Raw genomic sequence first — 20,492 nt, 5'->3', positions numbered from 1 at the left:
GATGCATTCCGCTTACGATGGTGCCCATGCCAGGGGATCCCAAGCTGCCATTCGATCCGATCGAGCGCGCGTCCGAGCTGTGGACGAAGCACATCGGCGACCCGACCTCGATGCGTCTCGCGACCTCCATCATGCGTGTGCAGCAGCTCATCATCGCCGAGCTCGATGCGGCCCTGAAACCGTACGGCATCACGTTCGCGCGCTACGAGGTCCTGGTGCTGCTGTCGTTCAGCTCGACCGGGCGGCTGCCGTTGAGCAAGATCGGCGAGCGCCTCATGGTGCACCCGACGTCGGTGACCAACGCGATGGACCGGCTCGAGGCGCAGGGCCTGGTCAAGCGTGTCGCCGACATCGAGGACCGTCGCCGGACGTTCGCCGAGCTCACGCCCGAGGGTGAGGCCGTGCTGGCCAAGGCGACGAAGCAGATCATGTCGATCGACTTCGCGATCAACGGTCTCAACGCCGAGCAGCAGGACGAGACCTACGACCTGCTCCGCAACCTCAGGTCCTCTGCCGGAGACTTCTCCGAAGGCTGAGTGGCATGACAAGACCCCGTCCCTGTTGGGACGGGGTCTTGTCAGTGCTGATGAATCAGATGCTCGGGCTGGTCTCGCTGTAGGAGCCCTGGGCCGTGTCGGTCGTCGAGATCAGCAGGCGGTAGCGACGCTTGGTCGAGTCCGTCCGCCAGTAGTAGCCGGTGCCGTACGAGTTGAGCGACATCGTCTTGAGCGTCGAGTACGTGCCGTTGGAGTGGCGGTACTGCAGCTTGATCGAGCCCAGGCCGACGTACTTGCCGGTCGACGGCTGGAAGATCTTCCAGTTGTTGGCGGTGAACTTGATCTTGCCGCCGACACGGTAGATCTCGAACGGGTACTTCGTCGACGGTGCGGTCGAGCCGGTCGCGCGGCGGATGTAGAACGTGCCACCGATCGTGTCGTCGGTCTGCGGCGCCAACCCGTCCCATGTGCCGGGAGTCGTCTGGGTGTAGATGTCCGTCGGACCCAGGTTGGCCTTGCCGAGCGGGATCGTGAACGTGTTGACCAAGAGTCCGGCCAGGGGATCTCCGGTTTCAGAGTCCACGTAGGGCGGGAGGGCGCCGAAGAACGCGACCTCGTGAGGACCGCGGTTCACGCCGCGCACGGTGAGGTCCGACATGAGGGAGTACACCGTCCCAGGATTGGTGACGATCGGATTGCCTTCATAGATGAAGTCTTCGCCCGGCTCGCTGAGCACGATGTGCTTCTGACCGAACGCGGTCAGGTCGTGCTCCGCCTCGGTCACGGAGGGAGCAGCGGCCCTCGATGAACGGCCGATGGGCGTCTTGGCGAGCTGGCGGGCGTCCGAGAGCTTGATCTTGGGTGCGCCGGTGTCGGTCTTGACCATGCCGAGCTTGGCGGTCTGCGTGGGCGTGCTGGTGCTGCTGTCCTCAGCAGTGGCGCTGCCGACGCCGAGCGACAGGGCGAGAGCTGAGGCAGTGAACGCGGCGCCGAGTCGGACCGCTGTGGTTGTGCGCATAAGAGTTTCCCCGGGAGGTTGAGACAACGTGGAGCCTCAGTGTTCCAGACGACTGGCGCTTGCGGACACGGTTTCGCGTATGTTGCGCCGGTCAGTCGTCGAGCATCGCCGCGTTGAGCGTGCCCACCGGGACGCCGAAGCCTTCGATCAGGGTCAAGGTGTGGGGGCGCAGCTTCTCCAGGAGCTCGTTGACCAGCGAGGTGACGGTCTTGGCGCGGGTGTCGGCGAGCCGGTTGTGGCCCATGAACCACGCGAGATCCTCCTCGATCGAGGTCAGCGCGTAGAGCGAGCACACGTCGCGCAGCAGCTCCTGTGCCTCCGGGCTCTCGGTGCGGGCAATGCCGGCCGTGAACGCCTCGAGCACGACCCGCTCGATGTGGACCCGGCCGGCGCGGATGACGTGGTCCTGCGCGGCGTTGAACACCGCGAACGCCTCGGCCTTGTCGCCGCTGTTGGCCCGCCGCAGCCGCCGCGCGGCGGTCTCGAGCACGTGCTCCTCGCGGTCCTCGAACAGGCTCAGCTGGGTGCCGCGGTCGAGCAGGTCGTGGTTGTCGTCGCTGCGCCCGGGCCGGGCGTCGATCAGCCGCTGGATGAGCTGGGACGCTGCGGTGCGCTCCTTGACGACATCGGCGACGGTGCCGGCCGCGAAGCGTACGAGACCGACGGGGTCGAGGCCGCCGACCTCCTGGGCGTACGAGGTGAGCAGCTCCTTGGCGACGAGCTGGAACAGGACGTGGTTGTCGCCCTCGAACGTCGTGAAGACATCGGTGTCGCCCTTGAGCGTCGTGAGCCGGTTCTCGGCGAGGTAGCCGGCGCCGCCGCAGGCTTCGCGGGCCTCCTGGATCGCCCGGGTCGCGTGCCAGGTCTGGGCGGCCTTGAGCCCGGCGGCGCGGCTCTCGAGCTCGCGCTGCTGGTGCGGGGGCGGCGGCTCCTCGGCGCTCTGGACCGTGTCCATGCGGGCGACGAGCTGGTTCTGGGCGAACCGATAGGCGTACGACCGGGCGATCAGTGGCAGCAGGCGGCGCTGGTGCATGCGGTAGTCCATGAGCAGGATCTCGTTGCCCGGCTCGGGGCCGAACTGGCGGCGCTTGAGGGCGTAGCGGCCGGCGATGCTGAGCGCCACCTCGGTCGCTGCGCTGGCCGATCCGCCGACGCTGATGCGGCCGCGGATCAGCGTGCCGAGCATCGTGAAGAACCGTGCGTTGCTGCTCTCGATCGGCGAGGAGTAGGTGCCGCCCTGGTCGACCTGGCCGTACCTGTTGAGCAGGTTCTCGCGGGGGACGCGGACGTGGTCGAACACGATGCGGCCGTTGTCGACGGCGCCGAGCCCGCCTTTGTGGAAGTCGTCGGACGTCGTGATGCCGGGCAGGTCGTTGCCCTGGTCGTCGCGCAGCGGCACGACGAAGCAGTGCACGCCGTGGTTCTCGCCCTTGGTGATGAGCTGCGCGAAGACCGCCGCGACCTGGGCGTGCGCGGCGGCGCCACCGATGTAGTCCTTGCGCGACGACGGCGTCGGCGAGTTGATCACGAACTCCTCGGTCGCCAGGTCGTACGTCGCGGTGGTCTCGAGGCTCTGCACGTCGCTGCCGTGGCCGGTCTCGGTCATCGCGAAGCAGCCGAGGATGTCGAGGTTGATGAGGCCGGGGATGTACGCCTTGTGGTGCCGCTCGGTGCCGAGGTTCTCGATCGCGCCGCCGAACAGCCCCCACTGCACGCCGGCCTTCACCATCAGCGAGAGGTCGAACTGGGCGAGCATCTCGATGCCGGTGACCGCCATGCCCGGATCGCCGGTGCCGCCGCTCTCGACGCGGAACCCCGCCGCCGGGATGCCGGTCGGCACCAGCTTCTTCATCTGCTCGAGCACCCGGGCGCGAGCCTCGTCGAGCGTCAGGTCGTGGTCGTACGCGAGGTCGAGGTCGGCGAGCTCCTTGCGCGACTGTTCCCTGACGTGGCGCCACTTGCCGTCGAGGGCGATGCGGACGTCGTCGCTGAGAGCCATGGTGATCAAGGTACTCGCGTCAGGCGTGGTCGGCACGGGTCGCGCAGCCACCCTCGGCGGCCGGCTGAGCACATACATTGGCGGCGGGATGTCACGATTCGCGATTGCGGGACATTACTGGGCATGGCTGGTGGAAGGAGCGCGCGATGACGGCGGTCATACGCGACGAACGCGCGTTCGAAGAGTTCTACGATCTGCACGCTCCTGCGGTCGCGCGGTTCGCCTGGACGCTCTCGCCCACGGCTGAAGGGGCGCAGGACATCCTGCAGGAGACGTTCCTGACGGCGTGGAAACGCCGCGGATCGATACGCCTCGTGGCGGGCTCGGCGCTGCCGTGGCTCCTGACCACGTGCCGCAACCACGCGCGCAATCATGCACGCCGCGAGCGGCGATGGAATCAGCTGCTCGAGCTCCGCGAGGAGTCGATCGCCGCAGATGCGAGCGAAGGTGCCGCGGCGGCTGATCTCCGATGGGCTCTCGAGGCGATCGCCGGTCTCCCGGAGGGTGAGCGACACGTGTGCGAGCTCTGCCTGCTGCAGGGGCTGACCTACGCGGAGGCCGCCGAGGTGCTGGGCCTCACGGGGGCCGCGGTGGGCAAACGCTTGCAGCGGGCACGGACACGACTGCGAGAGGAGGCCGGGGAATGACCGAGCAACGTCTACGACCTGACGACGCCGAGATCGCCGCGATGGTGGCCGGCGTACGTCCGGTGGTGCTGCGCCATGCCGCGTCGCGGCGTTGGTGGCGCCGGCTCAGTCGGCCCGCTGTGCTGGCCTCGGTCGCCGGTGCGGTCGCGGTCGGCGGGATGGCCTACGCGGCTGTCGAGCGTACGACCGGGTCGGCACCGGAGACCCACACCGGAGACTCGGTGCTGTCGATCGGCAAGCCCGGCCCGAAGGACAATTGGCTGAACGTGTCAGTGACGTACAGGTGCGCACCGGGGGAGTCGTTCGAGCTGCGGGACGCGAAGAAGGAGATCTTCTCGCGCGACTGCGGCACCGAGTCGAGCTCCGAGGGTGACGACGGGCGCCGGGGCATGCTCAAGAGCATCCCGGTCGACGAGGTCAACGGGACGAGGCTGGTGATGACCTCCGACTTCTCCCACGACTATCGGCTCACTGCCACCTTCGGGCCGCGAGCGGCGATGGCGCAGGCCAACGTCCTGCCGCCGACGGGCCCTGACGGCAAGCCGGCGTGGGACATCCCGGACTACACGGTCAACGAGTACGGCCTGACCGTCGGTGCGCCGCGCGTCAGCACTCCAGAGTCGGCCTATCCGGACCTCTATCCGGTGCAGTTCGAGGGCCGCGAGGCCTACATCCTCAAGAAGGACATGCTCGGGGAGGTCGCCGGCAATCCGACCGAGGCGGTCCGGCAAATGAAGGAGCGGCGGCGGCTGGGTCTGATCGATGCCAAGGGCAACGTGTACCAGTTCGTATATGCCGCTGACGGCAAGACCAGGTTGGGCAAGGTGCTCATCGGCACGGTGCATGAGGGGTAACGCCCCCGACGCAACGGCGCGTCGAGGCCGGAGGCCGGCCAGTCCTAGGCTGGTGGCATGTCCGGGCCCGTCACCGTCTCCATCACGCGACAGGTGGATCCGTCGCAGGAGGACCAGATGCTCGCGTGGCTGCGCGCCGGCACGGAGCTGGCTGAGCGGTTCGACGGGTTCCTGGGCTCGGGTTGGGTGCGCCCTGAGGAGTCGTCGTCCGAGTGGCACATGCTCTACCGGTTCTCGTCGCAGGAGTCGCTCGAGGCGTGGGAGCTCTCGGCGCAGCGCCGCTGGTGGCTCGACTCGGCGCAGGGCTTCGTCGACGAGTCGTCGCGTGAGCACCGCACCGGCATCGAGGGCTGGTTCGACGAGCCGTCGAGCGTCGACGTGCAGGACCTGCGCAGCACCGCGCCCCCGCCGCCGCGGTGGAAGCAGATGTGCGCGATCTTCATCGTGTTCTACCCGCTGAGCCTGGCGGCCAACTACGTCGCCAAGGACTTCGCCGCCGACTGGTGGCTGCCGCTGCGGGTCCTGGCGATCGTGGCGGTCATGACGCCGCTCATGACCTATGTCGCCCTGCCATGGATCACCCGGCTGTTGCACGGCTGGCTCAACGCGGCGCGTACGCCATGAGCGGTTCGCTGCTGGTCGCCGGCACGACCTCGGACGCCGGCAAGAGCATCGTCACGACGGGCCTCTGTCGCGCGTTCGCCCGTCGTGGGCTCAAGGTCGCGCCCTACAAGGCGCAGAACATGTCCAACAACTCGATGGTGTGCGCCGACGGCGCCGAGATCGGCCGCGCCCAGTGGATCCAGGCGCTCGCCGCCGGTGCCGTCCCGGAGGCCGCGATGAACCCCGTGCTGCTCAAGCCGGGCGGCGACCGCAAGAGCCACGTCGTCGTCATGGGCCGGCCGGCGGGCGAGATCTCGTCGGCGGAGTTCATCGGCGGGCGTACCCACCTGGCCGCCGCGGCCCACCAGGCGTACGACGAGCTGGCCTCGCGGTATGACCTCGTGGTGAGCGAGGGCGCCGGCAGCCCGGCGGAGATCAACCTGCGGGCCGGCGACTACGTCAACATGGGCCTCGCCCGGCATGCCGACATCCCGACCGTCGTGGTCGGTGACATCGATCGCGGTGGGGTGTTCGCCGCGATGTACGGCACGGTGGCGCTGCTCGAGCCCGACGACCAGAGGCTCATCGCGGGGTTCGTGGTCAACAAGTTCCGTGGCGACGAGACCCTGCTCAGGCCCGGGCTCGACCGGCTCGAAGCGCTGACCGGGCGGCGGGTGTTCGGCGTGCTGCCGTGGAGCCCCGACGTGTGGCTCGACTCCGAGGACGCACTCGACCTCGAGGGTCGGCGCTCGACGGATCGCGATGCTGCGATCCGGGTCGCGGTGGTGCGCATGCCGCGCATCAGCAACTTCACCGATGTCGACGCGCTCGGCCTCGAGCCGGGGCTCGACGTCGTGTTCGCCGGCAAGCCGCAGGATCTCAGCGGTGCCGACGTCATCGTGCTGCCCGGCACGCGCGCCACGATCTCCGACCTCGCCTGGCTGCGGTCGCGGGGGCTGGACCGGGCCGTGCTCGATCACGCGGCGGCGGGCCTGCCGGTGCTCGGCATCTGCGGCGGCTTCCAGATGCTCGGCCGCGCGGTGAGCGATCCCGACGGGGTCGAGGGCGAAGCGGGTGCGTCGGTCGACGGGCTCGGCCTGCTCGACGTCACCACGACGTTCCACGCCGACAAGGTGCTGAGGTTGCCGACGGGTTCGGCACTCGGCACCGACGTGACGGGCTACGAGATCCACCACGGCCGCATCGCGCGCGGCGGTGACGAGGAGTTCCTCGGCGGTGCCCGGTCGGCGAACGTGTTCGGCACGATGTGGCACGGCAGCCTAGAGTCCGACGGCTTCCGCCGCGCGTTCCTCGGCGAGGCCGCGAGCCTGAGCGGTCAGGCGTACGAGCCGTCGGACGTCAGCTTCGCTGCTCGCCGCGAACAGCGGCTCGACCTGCTCGGAGATCTGGTCGAGCGGCACCTGGATGTCGACGCGTTGCTCGCGATCGCGACCGGCGGTGCACCGCCGGTGCCGATCCTGCCGCCAGGGGCCCTCGCATGACGGTGCTGGTGCTCGGCGGTACGGCCGAGGCGCGCGAGCTCGCGGTGCTGCTGCAGGACGCCGGCGTACGTTTCGTGTCGTCGCTGGCCGGCCGCGTCGCCCGCCCGCGGCTGCCGGTCGGTGCGGTGCAGATCGGCGGGTTCGGCGGCGTGCCGGGTCTGCGGGCGTACCTCATGGAGATGCGGATCTCGGCGGTCGTCGACGCGACGCACCCGTTCGCGGAAGGCATGAGCGCCAACGCCGCGGCGGCCTGTCATGCCGACGGCGTGCCGCTGCTGAGGCTCGAGCGGCCGGGCTGGTCCGACGCGCCGGGGTCGGATCACTGGCACTGGGTCGACGACCATGACGAGGCGGCCGGGCTGACCGCGACCCTCGGCGACCGGCCGTTCCTCACCGTCGGGCGCCAGTCGCTCCACCGGTTCGTCGATGCGCTGGCCGGCAAGGCCGCCCTCGTCAGGGTCGTCGACGAGCCGGACTTCGAGCTGCCCGAGGCTTGGTCGCTGCTGCTGAGCCGTGGCCCCTACGCGCTGGAGGACGAGCGCCGGGTCATGGCCGAGGTCGACGTGCTGGTCACGAAGGACTCCGGCGGCGCCCACACGTGGTCCAAGATGCAGGTCGCCAACGAGCGCGGCCTCGAGGTCGTGGTCGTCCGGCGCTCGGCGGTGCCGGCCGAGGTCGAGCTGGTCAGCGATCCCGCGGCTGCCGCTGCGTGGGTCACAGCCCGCCGGTGACCACCACCGTCATCGGCGGCGTTTGAGGGCGACGACGACGCTGACGGCGAGAGCGCCGAGGCCGACCGCGTCTGCGAGTCGTACCGAACGATCGATGTCGGTCGGCAGGGCGACCGGGCCGTCGCCGAGAGTCGGGCGGTGCTCGACGCGCTCGCCGTAGACGTTGGTGCCGCCGAGCTGCACGCCGAGGGCACCGGCGAATGCCGCCTCGACGGGTCCGGCGTTGGGGCTTGGGTGGCGGCGCGCGTCGCGGGTCCATGTGCGCAGTGCCGCTTCTGGTCTGCCGCCGACCACCGGGGCGAGGACAGCGGCGAGGAGAGCCGAGACGCGGGCCGGCACGAGGTTGAGCACGTCGTCGAGCCGGGCCGATGCCCAGCCGAACTCGCGGTAGCGCGGGCTGCGGTGGCCGACCATCGCGTCGAGGGTGTTGGCCGCCCGGTAGGCCGCGATGCCGGCGACCCCGCCGACCGCACCGGCGAGCAGGGGGGCGACGACGGCGTCGGAGGTGTTCTCGGCGACGGACTCGACGACGGCTCGCGAGATCTCCTGCTGGTCGAGGTTCGACGGGTCGCGGCCGACGAGGTGCGTCAGCTGTTGGCGAGCCTCTGGCAGGTTGTCGGCGTCGAGCCACGCACGCACGTACGTCGCCTCCTGCGACAGCGAGCGGCCACCGAGCGCGGTCCACGTCGTTGCGGCCGTGAGGAGCGTACGCATGACGGGTCGTCCGGCCACCACGCGCTCGGCGAGCAGGCCTGCCGTTGCCACGCCGCCGACGAGCACCGAGGTGTAGGCGAGGCCCATCGTGCGGTGGTTGCGGTAGACCTGTCGCTCGACATCACGGGCCATCAGGCCGAAACCTGCGACGGGGTGGAAGCGGGCCGGGTCGCCGAACATCCGGTCGGCGGCGAATCCCAGGGCGAGGCCAGCGGCACGTGCGCGCATTCGGGCTCCTCAGGGAGCGGTCGGGGTCGGTAAGGTGATGTCGACAGTAGCGAGGTGCGATGAAGGTCCTGATCACGGGCGGCGTGCGCTCCGGCAAGTCGTTCCACGCCGAGTCGTTGCTGCTGGCCGAGCCGACCGTCACGTATGTGGCGCCGGGGCCTCCGGCCGATCCGGTGTCGGACCCTGAGTGGGCGGCGCGGGTGGCGCGGCACCAGAGCCGGCGTCCGGCGTACTGGACGACCGTCGAGACGAGCGATCTCGGTGCGGCGGTGCGGTCCGCCGACGGTGCGGTGCTGATCGACTGTCTCGGCACGTGGGTCACGTCGATCATCGACGAGCTCGACGGCTGGGACGCGGTGCTCGAGGACTGGGAGCCCGTGCTGTTCGAGCGGCTGGATGACGCGCTGGCTGCGATCGCCGAGCACGAGGGCACCGTCGTGGCGGTGACCAACGAGGTCGGCATGAGCGTCGTGCCCGAGCACCGGTCGGGCCGGGTGTTCCGTGACCTGCTCGGCACGGTCAACCAGCGCGTCGCCGAGGAGTGCGACGACGTCATGCTCGTCGTCGCCGGCCGGGTCCTGCGCCTCTGACCTGTGGTGGCGGTTTACCAAGAGGTCACGGCAAACAGCCACTCCTCACGGTGCGCGCGCCTTGAGGAGTGGCACAACACCCTGACCTCTTGGTAAACCGACGACGCGGTCAGAGGTCCTTCGCGAAGCAGAGGGAGATGTCGCTGTCGGCGTAGTGGCCGAAGTTGGGGATGGCACGGTAGCCGGCGGAGGTGTACAGGCCGACGGCCTCGGGCTGGCGGTCACCGGTCTCGAGCAGCAGGCGGCTCCAGCCGAGTGACCGGGCGTGCTTCTCCAGCCCGTTGAGGACGATCCGGGAGAACCCGCGACCGCGGTGCTCGGCGGGCACGAACATTCGCTTGATCTCGCCGCTCACCGCGTCGATCGCGCGCAGGCCGCCGCAGGCCACGGCCTCATCGCCGTCACGCAGCAGGAAGAACGCCGTGATGTCGTCGGCGGTCGGCGCCGGCCCGGGCTCGCTGTCGGGCGTGCCATAGCGCGCCTCGATGTCGATCCGCTGGGCGGCGCGCAGGGCCACGGCGTCGGGGTCTGACCAGTCGCAGGGGGTGAGCTTCACGCCGAGAATTGTTCAGGACGCGGCGACCAGCATGGCCGCCAGGGTGACCTCGATCGCCGCCCCGAACACGTCGCCGGTGACGCCGCCGAACCGGCGGACGCAGCGATACGTCAGCACGGCGCCGATGAGCAGCCCCGCACCCGCGACGACGAGCCCGCGCCACCACGGCCAGTCGGCCCAGTCGAGCACGCCGGCGCACAGCAGGGCGACCGCGAGCCACGTCGCCACGGTCCACGTACGCCCGACGGTCCCGGCGTACGTCACGGCGAGACCGTCCGGTCGCGCGGCCGGGACCCCACGGGCGCAGCACACCGACAGGATCGCCCGCGAGCAGCAGACGAGCAGGCCCGCGACGACGGGACCGCGGTCTGCGCACAACAACGCCGAGAGTGACGCGACCTGGCTGCCGAGCACGATGACCAGCGCGGCGGCACCGGCGGGCCCGGCCGTGCCGCCCTTCATGACCTCGAGCGAGCGCTCGCGGTCGTACGACGCGGTGAGCCCGTCGGCGACGTCCGACAGACCGTCGAGGTGCAGCGCCCGGCTGCCGAGGGCCAGCGCGCCGACCGCGATGAACGCGACGGCGAGGGGCGCCAGGTCAAGCTCCCGGCCGCCCCAACAGATCACCCCGACGAGCAGGCCGAGCGGTACGACCGCGAGTGGTGCGAGCAGCATCGCCCGGCCGGCGACGTTCCGGTCGACGACCGTCGGGTGCCGCCACCGCAGGGCGGTCAGCGTACCGACGGCCAGCCGCCAGGAGTCGGTCACATCAGGTCGGCGAGCAACGCCACGTCGGAGAGCAGCAGGGCTGCCGAGCGTACGAGCGGCACCGCCGCGACCGCGCCGCTGCCCTCGCCGAGCCGCATGCCGACGTCGAGGATCGGCTCGAGGCCGAGCTTGTCGAGCGCCAGCGTCTGCGCGGGCTCGGTCGAGCGGTGGCCGGCCGCGAACCACGCGGCCGCACCCGGCGCCAGCCGGTCGGCCATGACCGCCGCGGCGACCGAGATGACGCCGTCGAGCAGCACGGGTACGCCCGCGCGTGCGGCGGCGGCCATGAAGCCGGCCGCTGCGGCGAGGTCGGCACTGCCGAGCGCCGTGAGGGTGTCGATCGGGTCGCCCGTACGTTCGCGGGTCCGGTCGAGGGCCTGCTGGACGACCGCCATCTTGTGCGCGAGGGCAGACTCGTCGATGCCGGTGCCGCGGCCGGTGACCTCCATGGCCGGCAGGCTGAGCGATGCGGCGATCAGGGCGGCCGCGGGCGTGGTGTTGCCGATGCCCATGTCGCCGCTGATCAGCAGCTGTGCGCCGGCGGCGATCTCCTCGGCCGCGATGGTCTCGCCGGCCGCGATGGCCTGGAGCGTCTCGTCCGTCGTGAGCGCGTCCTCGAGGTGGATCGCGCCGCTGCCGCGCCGGACCTTGAACCGCGTGACCTCTGGAGCCACGCCCTCGAGGTCGTCGTCGACGCCGAGGTCGAGCACGCGCACGGAGACGCCGTGCTGGGCGGCGAGCACCGAGACACCGGCCTTGCCCATGAGGAACGTGCGGACCATGGCCGGGGTGATGGCTTTGGGGAACGCCGAGACGCCGTGGTCGGAGACCCCGTGGTCGCCGGCGAAGATCACCGTGCGCACGTGGGTGACGGGCGCCGGCGGGACCATGCTCTGCGTCGCGGCGATCCAGACAGCCAGGTCGCCGAGCCGTCCGAGCGCGCCGGGCGGGGTCGCAAGACCCGCGAGGCGTTCAGCAGCGGCGGCACGGACGACCTCGGACGGTGCCGAGACCGCCTCGTAGCGGCTCACAGGCTCGCCGCCAGATCGCGGCGGGCCTGCGTCGCCGACTCCTGGACGTAAAGCTTGCCGATCAGGCCGGTGAGCGCGATGCCGATGACACCCCAGAGGGTGGCGAGGGTCATGAGGGAGCCACGGCGGAAGTACCAGAGCGTGTCGCCCGGGAAGTCGCCGATCTCGTTGACGGTCGGCATCAGCGCGCCGGCGAGGATCACGACGGCGAGGTAGGCCGCGGCGCTCGTGAGGACCGCGGTGTAGGTGCCGAACCGGTCGAGGAGCTTGCGGAACAGCAGGACGGCGGCGATCATCGCGAGCACCGAGATCGCGAGCATCACGAAGTACTGCGTCGTGCGGGAGCCGATCGTGTCGGCGTTGCCGACCGCCGGTGGGGTCGCCGGGTACTTGATGAACGGCACTAGGGCGACCGACACGAAGCCGAGAGCCGCGACGAGGGCGGTCGACTGGCTGGGGCGGAGCCGGCCGATCCGGCCGAGGGCGAACGCAGCGGCCAGCGCGACGATGCCACCGAACGCGACGCCGGTCGAGATGGTCGCGGTGGCGAGGCCCCACGTCGACTGGTTCTGACGCGACACGACGGTGCCGTTCTCGTCGTGGTGATCGCCGCCATGCGTGGCGGGAGCTGACTGGCCGTGTGCGTGCGGTGTTTCGCCGGCCGACTCGACCTTGATGGCGGCGTCGACCGAGGGCTCGCCGGCGATGTAGGCCACGGCGAACGTCAGGATGCCGGCGATCAGGCCGGCGAGGAGTCCTCGTACGAGGAAGTTGCGGGGGGTCATGTCAATCCGTTCGGGTATGCCGAGAAAGCCGGACCGCTAGGAGCGGATCCGGCTGGGTCGGGGCAGGTCAGTGGCAGGGGAATCCGAGCAGGTGGCGTCCATCGTGGACCCACTCGTGGATGGCCGTGCCGGCCGGGATCGACACCGCGCCCTGGTCAGCGCTGATGAAGAAGAGGATGAAGGCCCCGATGAGGCCGAAGAACAGCGCCCAAGGGGCGAGCTCGCGGAGCGGGATCGACGGGATCTCGATCTCGGGTGTGGCGGTGGTGACCTGTGACATGAATTCTCCTGACGGGATGATTGCGTCCCTTGAATGGATGAAATTCCGAGGGTTTGGGTCTGGCTCCACTCGCTGGTGCGGGTGTCACAGTAGCGCTACTGCGCCGGAGTCTCACCGGCTTCCTCGACCTCGGTGAAGTCATCCTAGGGCATCGAGATGGCGACCTGTCGAGTGTCGGGATCGACGTGGGTGATGGAGCCGTTGGCTGGCAGCTCTGGCCGCTGGCCGCTGAGCAGTCCGACCGCCAGACCGATGGTGTCGCCGTGGCTGACCGCGACGGTGTGGCGGGGCAGGTCCTGCTCCAGGAGCTGCTGCACGCGGACCAGCACCGAGGCGTAGTCCTCGTCGAGACCCTTCTCCAGCAGCAGCGGATCCTCGACGACCTGGAGGCCGAGGCGCTCGGCGATGATGTCGGCGGTCTGCCGCGCACGGACGGCGGGGGAGCTGAGGATGCGCACGACCTCGCGGTCGGCGAGCAGCTCCGCCGTCTGGGTGGCCTGCTGGCGGCCGAGCTCGGTCAACGGCGGGCTGAGCTCATGGCCCTGCATGCGATCGATGACATTCCATGTCGACTGCCCGTGGCGCACCCAGAGGATCACGCGAGGCCCTCGATGTCCGCGACCTCGCCGATGACCGCGACCGCGGGGGCGCCGAGATCCGCGGCCGCCTCGGCGATCGTCGCGAGTGTCGCGCGTACGACCTGCTGGCTCGGCAGCGTGCCGTCGGCGATCACCGCAGCCGGGGTTTCCGGGTCGAGGCCGCCGTCGACGAGAGCAGCGCAGATCGCGCTGAGCGTGCGTACGCCCATCAGCACCACGATGGTCGTGCCGGAGGTGGCGAGGGCTTGGTGGTCGAGCGTGGACTCGGGGTGCCCCGGCGGGACGTGGCCCGAGATCACGGTGAATCCCTGCGTCAGGCCGCGATGCGTGACCGGGATGCCCGCGAGGGCTGGGGCGGCGATCGCGGAGCTGACCCCGGGAATGACGCGGGCTTCTATGCCGGCGTCGAGGCAGGCGAGCAGCTCCTCGCTGCCGCGGCCGAACACGAAGTTGTCGCCGCCCTTGAACCGGACGACGTTCTTGCCGGCCTTGGCGTGCTCGACGAGGAGCTGGTTGATCTCGTCCTGGCTCGTCGACCGGCCGCCGGGGATCTTGGCGACGTCGATGATCTCGGCGTCGGGACGCGCCCAGGCCAGCGCTGCCAGTGGGGCGAGCCGGTCGGTGACGATGACGTCGGCGCGCTCGATCGCGGCGCGGCCGGCGACGGTGACGAGACCGGGATCGCCCGGGCCGCCGCCGACGAGCGTGACGCTGCCGACGTCGAGGATCTGGTCGGGAGCGCCGCGGTCGGCATGGCCGGTGAGGACGATGCCGGCGCTCTGCACGTCGGCGATGTGGGCCTCACGGGCGTGCCAGGTGATGAGTCCGCGCTCGGCGAGGTCCTCGATCGACGCGGTGGCGATCGGGGCGACGACAGTGACGACGGCGTCGGCCTCGAGCAGGGCGGCGACCTGGGCGGCGGCGCGGGCATCGCCGCCGATCACGAGGGCAGCGGTGCCAGGGGTCAGGTCCATGGCCCCTCGATCTGCAGCGTGGCGAGGAGCTTGCGGGTCGTGTCGGGCCTGCGCACGGCGATGCGTACCCACGTGTCGTCGAGGCCCGGGAACGTGTCGGCCCGGCGTACGGCATAGCCCGCGGCCCGGAGCCGGTCGTGCGCGCCGGTGCCGACCTTGGCGAGGACGTACGGCGCAGCGGCGGGCACGTGATGGATGCCGAGCTCGGTCAGCCCGTCGGTGAGGACCCGGCGGTGCTGGCCGATCCGGGTCGTACGCTTCGCGGCCTCGGCGAGTGCCTCGGGCGTCGCCGTCGCGATCATCGCGGCGATCGCGACGGATGACACCGACCACGGCGCCTGATGGGCCTTGAGCTCGGTGAGCAGCTGCGGCGACCCCAGGACGTACCCGGCGCGGATGCCGGGGATCGACCAGAGCTTGGTGAGGCTGCGGACGACGAGGAGGCCGGGGTCGGTGATCGCAGCGAGGGAGTGGCGCTCGTCGGGGACGGAATCCATGAACGCCTCGTCGACCACGACGACCCGGCCGGGCCGCACGATGCGGCGCAGCGACTGCTCGGGGTGCAGGACGCTCGTGGGGTTGGTCGGGTTGCCGATCATGACGAGGTCGGCGTCGTCGGGGATCTGCGCCGGGTCGAGGACGAAGCCGTTGGCGGGGTCGGTGAGGACGTGCTCGGGGTGGTGGCCCGCGGCCGTGAGGGCGACGTCGGGCTCGGTGAACTGCGGGTGCACGACGACCGGGCGACGCCAGGGCCGGGCTCGCGCGATGAGCCCGAACGCCTCGGCGGCGCCGGCGGTCGGGAGGACCTCGTCGATGCGGCGGCCGTGGCGCTGGGCGATGGCGTGCTGCGCCGCGTCGGCGTTGGGGTAGGCGCCGATGTCGTCGAGGCTCGCGCGGAGCGCTGCGTCGAGCCACTCCGGGCGTACGTCGTCGTGGATGTTGACCGCAAAGTCGATGAGTCCCTCGGACAGCTCCCGATCGCCGTGCCAGGTGAGATCCGGGACCCGCTGGGCCTGACGTTTCTGCACGTTCTCGCGCCGTGTCGCAACAGAAACGTCAGTCTCAGCGGGAAGGTGAGTCGGCACGTACGCGTGAACTGCATCGGCGAAGCGTTGGGCCATCTGCGGGTGGCCGGCCCAGTGGGTGTGGAGGTACGACGCGTGCAGCGTCGGCGAGCCGAAGCCGTGCGGCTGGCCGTCGACGAGCCAGGCAGGGGTGGTTTCGACAGGCTCAACCAACCCGGTCCGGTGGAACTCGTGGCCCGTGACCCGCGTGCCCGCGACCCCGGTCAGCTGGTCGGCCGGGACGATCGCGGTGCGATACGACAGCGTGAGCCTGGGCGTCATCACCGCCTCGGCCTCGAGCGCGCCGACCATCGGCAGTCCGTCGACGGACCGGCAGAGGTAGAGCAGCCCGGCGCACTCGGCGTACGTCGGCATGCCGGAGTCGACCGCCGCACGCAGCGCCGCACGCAGCGGCGCGTTCGCCGACAGCCCGGCGGCGTGGACCTCGGGGAACCCACCGCCGAGGTAGAGCCCTGCCGTGCCCTCGGGCAGGGCCACGTCGGTGAGCGGGTCGAAGGTCACGACGTCACAGCCGGCTGCGCGGAGCAACTCCTCGGTCTCGGCATAGCGGAACGTGAACGCCCGACCCCCAGCCATCGCAACGACGGGTCGTTCTTCGCTCGGCACGCTGATCTGCTCGCTCGCCTCCCACGGCTCGGCCTCGAGGTCCGGCGCCGATCGGGCCAGCGCCAGGAGGTGCTCGAGGTCGATCTTCTCGGCGATCTGCGCGGCCAACCGGTCCAACGCATGGGCGGCGTCGTCGCGCTCGGCAGCCGGCACGAGCCCGAGGTGCCGCGACGGCGCGACGATCCCGTCGTCGCGCTGCAACACACCGAGCACCGGCAGACCGGTCGACTCGAGCGCGCTGACGACCTCGCCGGCATGCCGCGGCGAGCCCGCCTTGTTGAGGATCACGCCGACGATACGTACCGAAGGATCGAACGCGACCATGCCCTGCACCAGCGCGGCGATCGAGCGCGACGCGTGCGAGATGTCGACGACGAGGACGACGGGCGTACGCGTGACGGTGGCGACATGTGCGGTCGACGCGAATCCTTCGCCGCCGATCTGCCCGTCGTACAGGCCCATGACGCCCTCGACGATCGCGAGGTCTGCGCCGCGGGCACCGTGCAGCAGCAGCGGGACGAGGCGCTCCTCGCCGACGAGGTGCGGGTCGAGGTTGCGGCCGGGCTTGCCGGTGGCGAGCGCGTGATAGCCGGGGTCGATGTAGTCGGGGCCGACCTTGTGGCCCGAGACGTCGTGGCCGGCGCGGGACAATGCCGCCATCAGCCCGGTCGCGACGGTCGTCTTGCCGTGGCCAGAAGCCGGGGCGGCGATGACGAGTCGGGGGAGGCTCACCATTCGATGCCCCGCTGACCCTTCTGGCCGTTGTCGAACGGGTGCTTGACGTGCTTCATCTCGGTCACGAGGTCGGCGATCTCGACGAGCTTGGGGTCGGCGCCCCGGCCGGTGATGACGACGTACTGTCGGCCCGGCCGGTTGGCGAGGGTCTCGACGACGTCGTCGACATCGACCCAGCCCCACTTCATGGGATAGGTGAACTCGTCGAGCACGTAGAGGTCGTGCGTCTCGGCGGCGATGCGGCGCTTGACCTCGGCCCAGCCCTCGGCGGCGTCGGCGGCGTGGTCCTCGTCGGAGCCCTCCTTGCGCGACCATGACCAGCCCGAGCCCATCTTGTGCCACTCGACCGGCCCGCCCTCGCCGGTCTCGGCGTGCAGCTCACCGAGCCGCTCGAGGACGGTCTGCTCGCCGATGCGCCACTTGGCGGACTTGACGAACTGGAAGACTCCGACGTTCCAGCCCTGGTTCCACGAGCGGATCGCGAGGCCGAACGCGGCGGTCGACTTGCCCTTGCCGTCGCCCGTGTGGACCATCAGCAGCGGCCGGTTGCGGCGCTGCCTGGTGGTGAGGCCGTCGTCGGGGACGGCGACCGGCTGACCCTTGGGCATCAGGCGGCTCCCGTCTCGTGGAGGCCGGAGCGTACGACGTCGGTGAGCGCCGAGGCGCTGACCTCGCCGAGCGGGACGTACTCGGCCATCAGGTGATCCGCGAGCTGCGACGCGAGGCCCATGCGGAACTTCCCGGTCTCGCAGTCGATGACGAGACTCGCAAGGCCGGTGGCGCCGAGGTGCTTGGCGACGTGGTGCGCCCGGGCGAGGGCGTTGTCGCCGTACGTCGCCCGGCCGTCGGTGATCACCACGAGCAACGGTCGGCGGCGCGGATCGCGTACGCGCTCCAGGCGCAGCACGTCGGCGGTCTTGAGCAGCGCCTCGGCCAATGGCGTACGTCCACCGGCCGGCAGCTCGGCGAGGCGGGTCGCGGCGATGTCGATCGAGCCGGTCGGCGGCAGCGCCAGCTCGGCACCGTCCTGGCGGAACGTGATGAGGCCGACCTTGTCGCGGCGCTGATAGGCGTCCATCAGCAGTGACAGGATCGCGGTCTTGACCTGCTCCATGCGCTTGCGGGCGGCCATCGAGCCGGACGCGTCGACGCAGAACAGGATGAGGTTGGACTCGTGCCCCTCCTTGACCGCGAGCCGCAGGTCGTCGGCGCGGAACTCGAGGCTGCCCGTGCGGCCGCGGGCGTGCTGGTGCGGTGCCGCGGCGCGGATCGTCTCCATGAGGTGGATCGAGCCGCCCTGGCTCGTACGCCTCTGGGCGCCGATGCGCCGGCCGGTCTCGGTGATCGCCCGCGAACGCTTGCCGGACTCGCCGGCACCCGTGCCGCCGACGGTGAACAGCTTGGGCCGATAGGGCTGCTGCGGAGCCGCGACGGTGACCTCGGACGTGCCGCCCTGCTGCTGCTCGGCTTCCCGTTGAGACTGACGTTCTTGCTGTGACTCGCCGCGATCCTGCGCAGAAACGTCAGGCTCAGCGGGATCGGAGCCGGGCTCGGAGGGGGAGTCGGACTCGGAAGGCTCGGACTCCTGGGTCTCGACGTCGTCGGTGCCGTCACCTTCGGGCTCCGGCGGCGGCTCGTCGTCGCCGAGGATCTGGTCGAGCAGGTCCTCGTCGATGCCGGGTGCGTCGAACGGGTTGCGCCGGCGGCGGTGCGGCAGCGCGAGCCGGGCGGCGGCGCGGATGTCCTCGCGCAGCACGCTCGTACGTCCGTTCCACGCGGCATGAGCAGCGGCGGCACGAGCGGTGACGATGTCGGCGCGCATGCCGTCGACCTCGAACGCGGCGCACACCTCGGCGATCTTGAGCAGCGCCCATTCACTGAGGTCGACCTGGTCGACGAGCTTCTGTGCAGCCTGGATGCGGTCGGTCAGCGTCGCCTCGTCCTCGGCGTACGTCGCCGCGAACGCGTCGGGATCTGCCTCGTACGCGAGCCGGCGGCGTACGACTTCGACGCGAGTCTCCGGATCACGCGGCGCCGCGACCTCGACCGTCAGGCCGAACCGGTCGAGTAGCTGGGGACGGAGCTCGCCCTCCTCAGGGTTCATCGTGCCGACGAGGACGAAGCGCGCAGCATGCTCGACCGAGACCCCGTCGCGCTCGACCGTCGACCGGCCCATCGCGGCGGCGTCGAGCAGCAGGTCGACGAGGTGGTCGTGCAGCAGGTTGACCTCGTCGACGTAGAGGATGCCGCGGTGCGCGCGGGCCAGCAGCCCGGGCTCGTACTCGGTGACGCCGTCCGACAGCGCCTTCTCCAGGTGCAGCGAACCCAGCACGCGGTCCTCCGTGGCGCCGACCGGCAGCTCCACGAGGCGTACGGGCCGGGTCTCGACGTCGACGTCCGCGGCGAACGGGCCGTCGGGCGACAGAGGGTTGGACTCGCGGGGGTCGGTCGAGAACCTGTCGCCGGCGATGACGTCGATCGGCGGCAGCACCGAGGCCAGCGCGCGGACCATGGTCGACTTCGCGGTGCCCTTCTCGCCGCGCACGAGCACGCCGCCGATAGCGGGCGAGATCGTCGAGAGGGTGAGGGCGAGCGCCATGTCGTCGGATCCGACGACGGCGCTGAACGGATAGTGCTGTGGCATATGGGGCTCCCGCTCGATCTGCCATCGATGACGGGCACGGTTGCGTCCGCCAGTCAGCCTCGAGGCCGGTCTTCGGACTTCCCAGGTCGGGCCTGGGTCACCGCAGCGGGCCCTGTGCCGGATTTTCACCGGCTTCCCGATTCTCCCCGTGAGGGGCACCTCGAGACTGTGATCGCAAGACTAACGGTTGTCGTCGTATGCCAGTAGGTCGCCGGGTTGGCAGTCGAGCACCTCGCAGATGCGGGTCAGCGTGCTGAAGCGGATGGCCTTGGCCTTGCCGGTCTTGAGGATCGACAGGTTGACCAGCGAGATGTCGACCGCGGCGGACAGCTCGGTGAGGGTCATGCCGCGGCTCTCGAGCATCTCGTCGAGCGTGATGCGGATGCGGTGGTCGCTCATATCGTTGCGTCGGAGTCCGCCTGCAGCGCCGCCGCGTGGCTCATGATGCGGCCGATGCTGACCAGACCGTACGCCCCGATGATGCCGGGGACCGAGACGCTAAACGAGCCGCTCGACCAGCCGGAGTCGCGCAGCATGGCTGAGAGCAGCTGCCCTTCGGCGAGCCACTCGATCAGTGCGGCGCCGAACAGGCCGAACAGGAGAAGCCAGCCCAGCCGCTCGATCCGCTCGGCGAGCGCCACGGAGAACAATCCGTGCTGCCTGGCATGACGGATGGTGCGGCGGGTGAGCAGGAGGAACCCGAGGAACACGACGTAGGTCGGGAGCGCAGTCAGGACGCTGAACGTGTGTGCCTTCGTGCCGGGCTCCTGGTCGCACATCAATGTGCCGCTGGAGACGACACTCACGTGCTTGCGGATGCCCAGGCCCTGACGCTCGAGCTTGTCCACGCCCACCGGCTCGCCGCCTGACACTCTGTTCGTCGTGACGCAGACCTCGTCGCTGCCGATGTCCATGACGCTGACGTCGTCGCCGATGATGGTGAACGCCACCCCGAAGACCAGCAAGGTCAGCAGGAGGCCGGCGAACATTCTCGTGATCGTGTCGAGGGGGCCCAGCGGATCGCGCACTTGGGGCTGCTTCACGGC

22 protein-coding genes and 1 riboswitch are annotated in these 20,492 nt (G+C 70.4%); of the genes, 7 read left to right on the top strand and 15 right to left on the bottom strand.

The window, feature by feature from the left end; translation table 11 throughout:
• Positions 1–26 precede the first annotated feature (26 nt).
• A complete protein-coding gene (locus tag ESP70_RS14790) occupies positions 27–536 on the top strand; it encodes a MarR family winged helix-turn-helix transcriptional regulator (RefSeq protein ID WP_149690085.1) in 510 nt (169 codons plus the stop codon).
• Between the two features lie 55 nt (positions 537–591).
• Here the strand turns inward: ESP70_RS14790 and ESP70_RS14785 are convergent, their stop codons facing one another.
• Together ESP70_RS14785 and ESP70_RS14780 are read right to left on the bottom strand one after the other, a co-directional pair.
• Entirely contained in the window at positions 592–1,515 is a 924-nt protein-coding gene (locus ESP70_RS14785) for a hypothetical protein (RefSeq protein ID WP_149690084.1), read from the bottom strand.
• A gap of 91 nt (positions 1,516–1,606) precedes the next feature.
• A complete protein-coding gene (locus ESP70_RS14780; RefSeq protein WP_149690083.1) occupies positions 1,607–3,514 on the bottom strand; it encodes an acyl-CoA dehydrogenase family protein in 1,908 nt (635 codons plus the stop codon).
• Between the two features lie 146 nt (positions 3,515–3,660).
• Between ESP70_RS14780 and ESP70_RS14775 the strand changes: the two genes are divergently transcribed.
• From ESP70_RS14775 to ESP70_RS14755, 5 genes are read left to right on the top strand one after another with little or no spacing between them, the layout of a single operon-like run.
• A complete protein-coding gene (locus tag ESP70_RS14775) occupies positions 3,661–4,161 on the top strand; it encodes an RNA polymerase sigma factor (protein ID WP_149690082.1) in 501 nt (166 codons plus the stop codon).
• Positions 4,158–5,015 carry a hypothetical protein gene (locus tag ESP70_RS14770; protein ID WP_149690081.1) on the top strand — a complete coding sequence of 286 codons (858 nt, stop codon included), beginning with the start codon at positions 4,158–4,160 and terminating at the stop codon, positions 5,013–5,015. The genes ESP70_RS14775 and ESP70_RS14770 overlap by 4 nt, the downstream gene beginning before the upstream one ends.
• 57 nt (positions 5,016–5,072) lie before the next feature.
• Complete coding sequence (locus tag ESP70_RS14765; protein ID WP_149690080.1) at positions 5,073–5,639, top strand: antibiotic biosynthesis monooxygenase; 567 nt, start codon at positions 5,073–5,075, stop codon at positions 5,637–5,639.
• On the top strand, positions 5,636–7,120 hold the full coding sequence (locus ESP70_RS14760; protein ID WP_149690079.1) for a cobyric acid synthase: 1,485 nt from the start codon (positions 5,636–5,638) through the stop codon (positions 7,118–7,120). Before ESP70_RS14765 ends, ESP70_RS14760 begins: the two co-directional genes overlap by 4 nt.
• Positions 7,117–7,851, top strand: a complete 735-nt coding sequence (locus ESP70_RS14755; protein WP_149690078.1) for a cobalt-precorrin-6A reductase — start codon at positions 7,117–7,119, stop codon at positions 7,849–7,851. Before ESP70_RS14760 ends, ESP70_RS14755 begins: the two co-directional genes overlap by 4 nt.
• A 9-nt stretch (positions 7,852–7,860) precedes the next feature.
• Here the strand turns inward: ESP70_RS14755 and ESP70_RS14750 are convergent, their stop codons facing one another.
• Positions 7,861–8,793, bottom strand: a complete 933-nt coding sequence (locus ESP70_RS14750; RefSeq protein ID WP_149690077.1) for a cobalamin biosynthesis protein — start codon at positions 8,791–8,793, stop codon at positions 7,861–7,863.
• A gap of 59 nt (positions 8,794–8,852) precedes the next feature.
• On the opposite strand from ESP70_RS14750, the gene cobU reads away from it, so the two are divergent.
• Entirely contained in the window at positions 8,853–9,383 is a 531-nt protein-coding gene (cobU, locus tag ESP70_RS14745; protein ID WP_149690076.1) for a bifunctional adenosylcobinamide kinase/adenosylcobinamide-phosphate guanylyltransferase, read from the top strand.
• 109 nt (positions 9,384–9,492) lie between these two features.
• Here cobU and ESP70_RS14740 read toward each other — a convergent pair whose 3' ends face one another.
• The 12 genes from ESP70_RS14740 to ESP70_RS14685 form a co-directional block, all read right to left on the bottom strand.
• Positions 9,493–9,939: a GNAT family N-acetyltransferase gene (locus ESP70_RS14740; protein WP_223148747.1), complete on the bottom strand. Its 447-nt coding sequence runs from the start codon at positions 9,937–9,939 to the stop codon at positions 9,493–9,495.
• A gap of 12 nt (positions 9,940–9,951) precedes the next feature.
• Positions 9,952–10,707, bottom strand: a complete 756-nt coding sequence (locus tag ESP70_RS14735; protein WP_149690074.1) for an adenosylcobinamide-GDP ribazoletransferase — start codon at positions 10,705–10,707, stop codon at positions 9,952–9,954.
• Complete coding sequence (gene cobT, locus ESP70_RS14730) at positions 10,704–11,738, bottom strand: nicotinate-nucleotide--dimethylbenzimidazole phosphoribosyltransferase (RefSeq protein ID WP_149690073.1); 1,035 nt, start codon at positions 11,736–11,738, stop codon at positions 10,704–10,706. Before cobT ends, ESP70_RS14735 begins: the two co-directional genes overlap by 4 nt.
• Entirely contained in the window at positions 11,735–12,523 is a 789-nt protein-coding gene (locus ESP70_RS14725) for a CbtA family protein (protein ID WP_149690072.1), read from the bottom strand. The genes cobT and ESP70_RS14725 overlap by 4 nt, the downstream gene beginning before the upstream one ends.
• Positions 12,524–12,590: 67 nt before the next feature.
• Positions 12,591–12,803: a CbtB domain-containing protein gene (locus ESP70_RS14720; RefSeq protein ID WP_056210964.1), complete on the bottom strand. Its 213-nt coding sequence runs from the start codon at positions 12,801–12,803 to the stop codon at positions 12,591–12,593.
• A gap of 143 nt (positions 12,804–12,946) precedes the next feature.
• Positions 12,947–13,402, bottom strand: a complete 456-nt coding sequence (locus ESP70_RS14715) for a histidine phosphatase family protein (RefSeq protein ID WP_149690071.1) — start codon at positions 13,400–13,402, stop codon at positions 12,947–12,949.
• Positions 13,399–14,376: a uroporphyrinogen-III C-methyltransferase gene (gene cobA / locus ESP70_RS14710; RefSeq protein ID WP_149690070.1), complete on the bottom strand. Its 978-nt coding sequence runs from the start codon at positions 14,374–14,376 to the stop codon at positions 13,399–13,401. The genes ESP70_RS14715 and cobA overlap by 4 nt, the downstream gene beginning before the upstream one ends.
• Positions 14,367–16,802: a bifunctional hydrogenobyrinic acid a,c-diamide synthase/histidinol phosphate aminotransferase CobBC gene (gene cobBC / locus ESP70_RS14705; protein WP_188110651.1), complete on the bottom strand. Its 2,436-nt coding sequence runs from the start codon at positions 16,800–16,802 to the stop codon at positions 14,367–14,369. Before cobBC ends, cobA begins: the two co-directional genes overlap by 10 nt.
• Positions 16,796–17,410 carry a cob(I)yrinic acid a,c-diamide adenosyltransferase gene (gene cobO / locus ESP70_RS14700; protein WP_149690069.1) on the bottom strand — a complete coding sequence of 205 codons (615 nt, stop codon included), beginning with the start codon at positions 17,408–17,410 and terminating at the stop codon, positions 16,796–16,798. Before cobO ends, cobBC begins: the two co-directional genes overlap by 7 nt.
• Positions 17,410–19,446 (bottom strand): putative cobaltochelatase, encoded by a 2,037-nt coding sequence (locus ESP70_RS14695; protein ID WP_149690068.1) that lies wholly within the window; start codon positions 19,444–19,446, stop codon positions 17,410–17,412. Before ESP70_RS14695 ends, cobO begins: the two co-directional genes overlap by 1 nt.
• A 46-nt stretch (positions 19,447–19,492) precedes the next feature.
• Positions 19,493–19,624, bottom strand: a riboswitch (cobalamin riboswitch).
• A 2-nt stretch (positions 19,625–19,626) separates the two neighbouring features.
• Positions 19,627–19,845 carry a helix-turn-helix domain-containing protein gene (locus ESP70_RS14690; RefSeq protein ID WP_149690067.1) on the bottom strand — a complete coding sequence of 73 codons (219 nt, stop codon included), beginning with the start codon at positions 19,843–19,845 and terminating at the stop codon, positions 19,627–19,629.
• On the bottom strand, positions 19,842–20,489 hold the full coding sequence (locus ESP70_RS14685; RefSeq protein ID WP_149690066.1) for a DUF2975 domain-containing protein: 648 nt from the start codon (positions 20,487–20,489) through the stop codon (positions 19,842–19,844). Before ESP70_RS14685 ends, ESP70_RS14690 begins: the two co-directional genes overlap by 4 nt.
• Between the last annotated feature and the right edge of the window lie 3 nt (positions 20,490–20,492).

This window comes from Aeromicrobium ginsengisoli (assembly GCF_004134905.2).
Lineage (GTDB): Bacteria > Actinomycetota > Actinomycetes > Propionibacteriales > Nocardioidaceae > Aeromicrobium > Aeromicrobium ginsengisoli.
The sequence above is the reverse complement of the archived record's forward strand: the minus strand, read 5'-3'. Positions and strand labels throughout refer to the sequence as shown.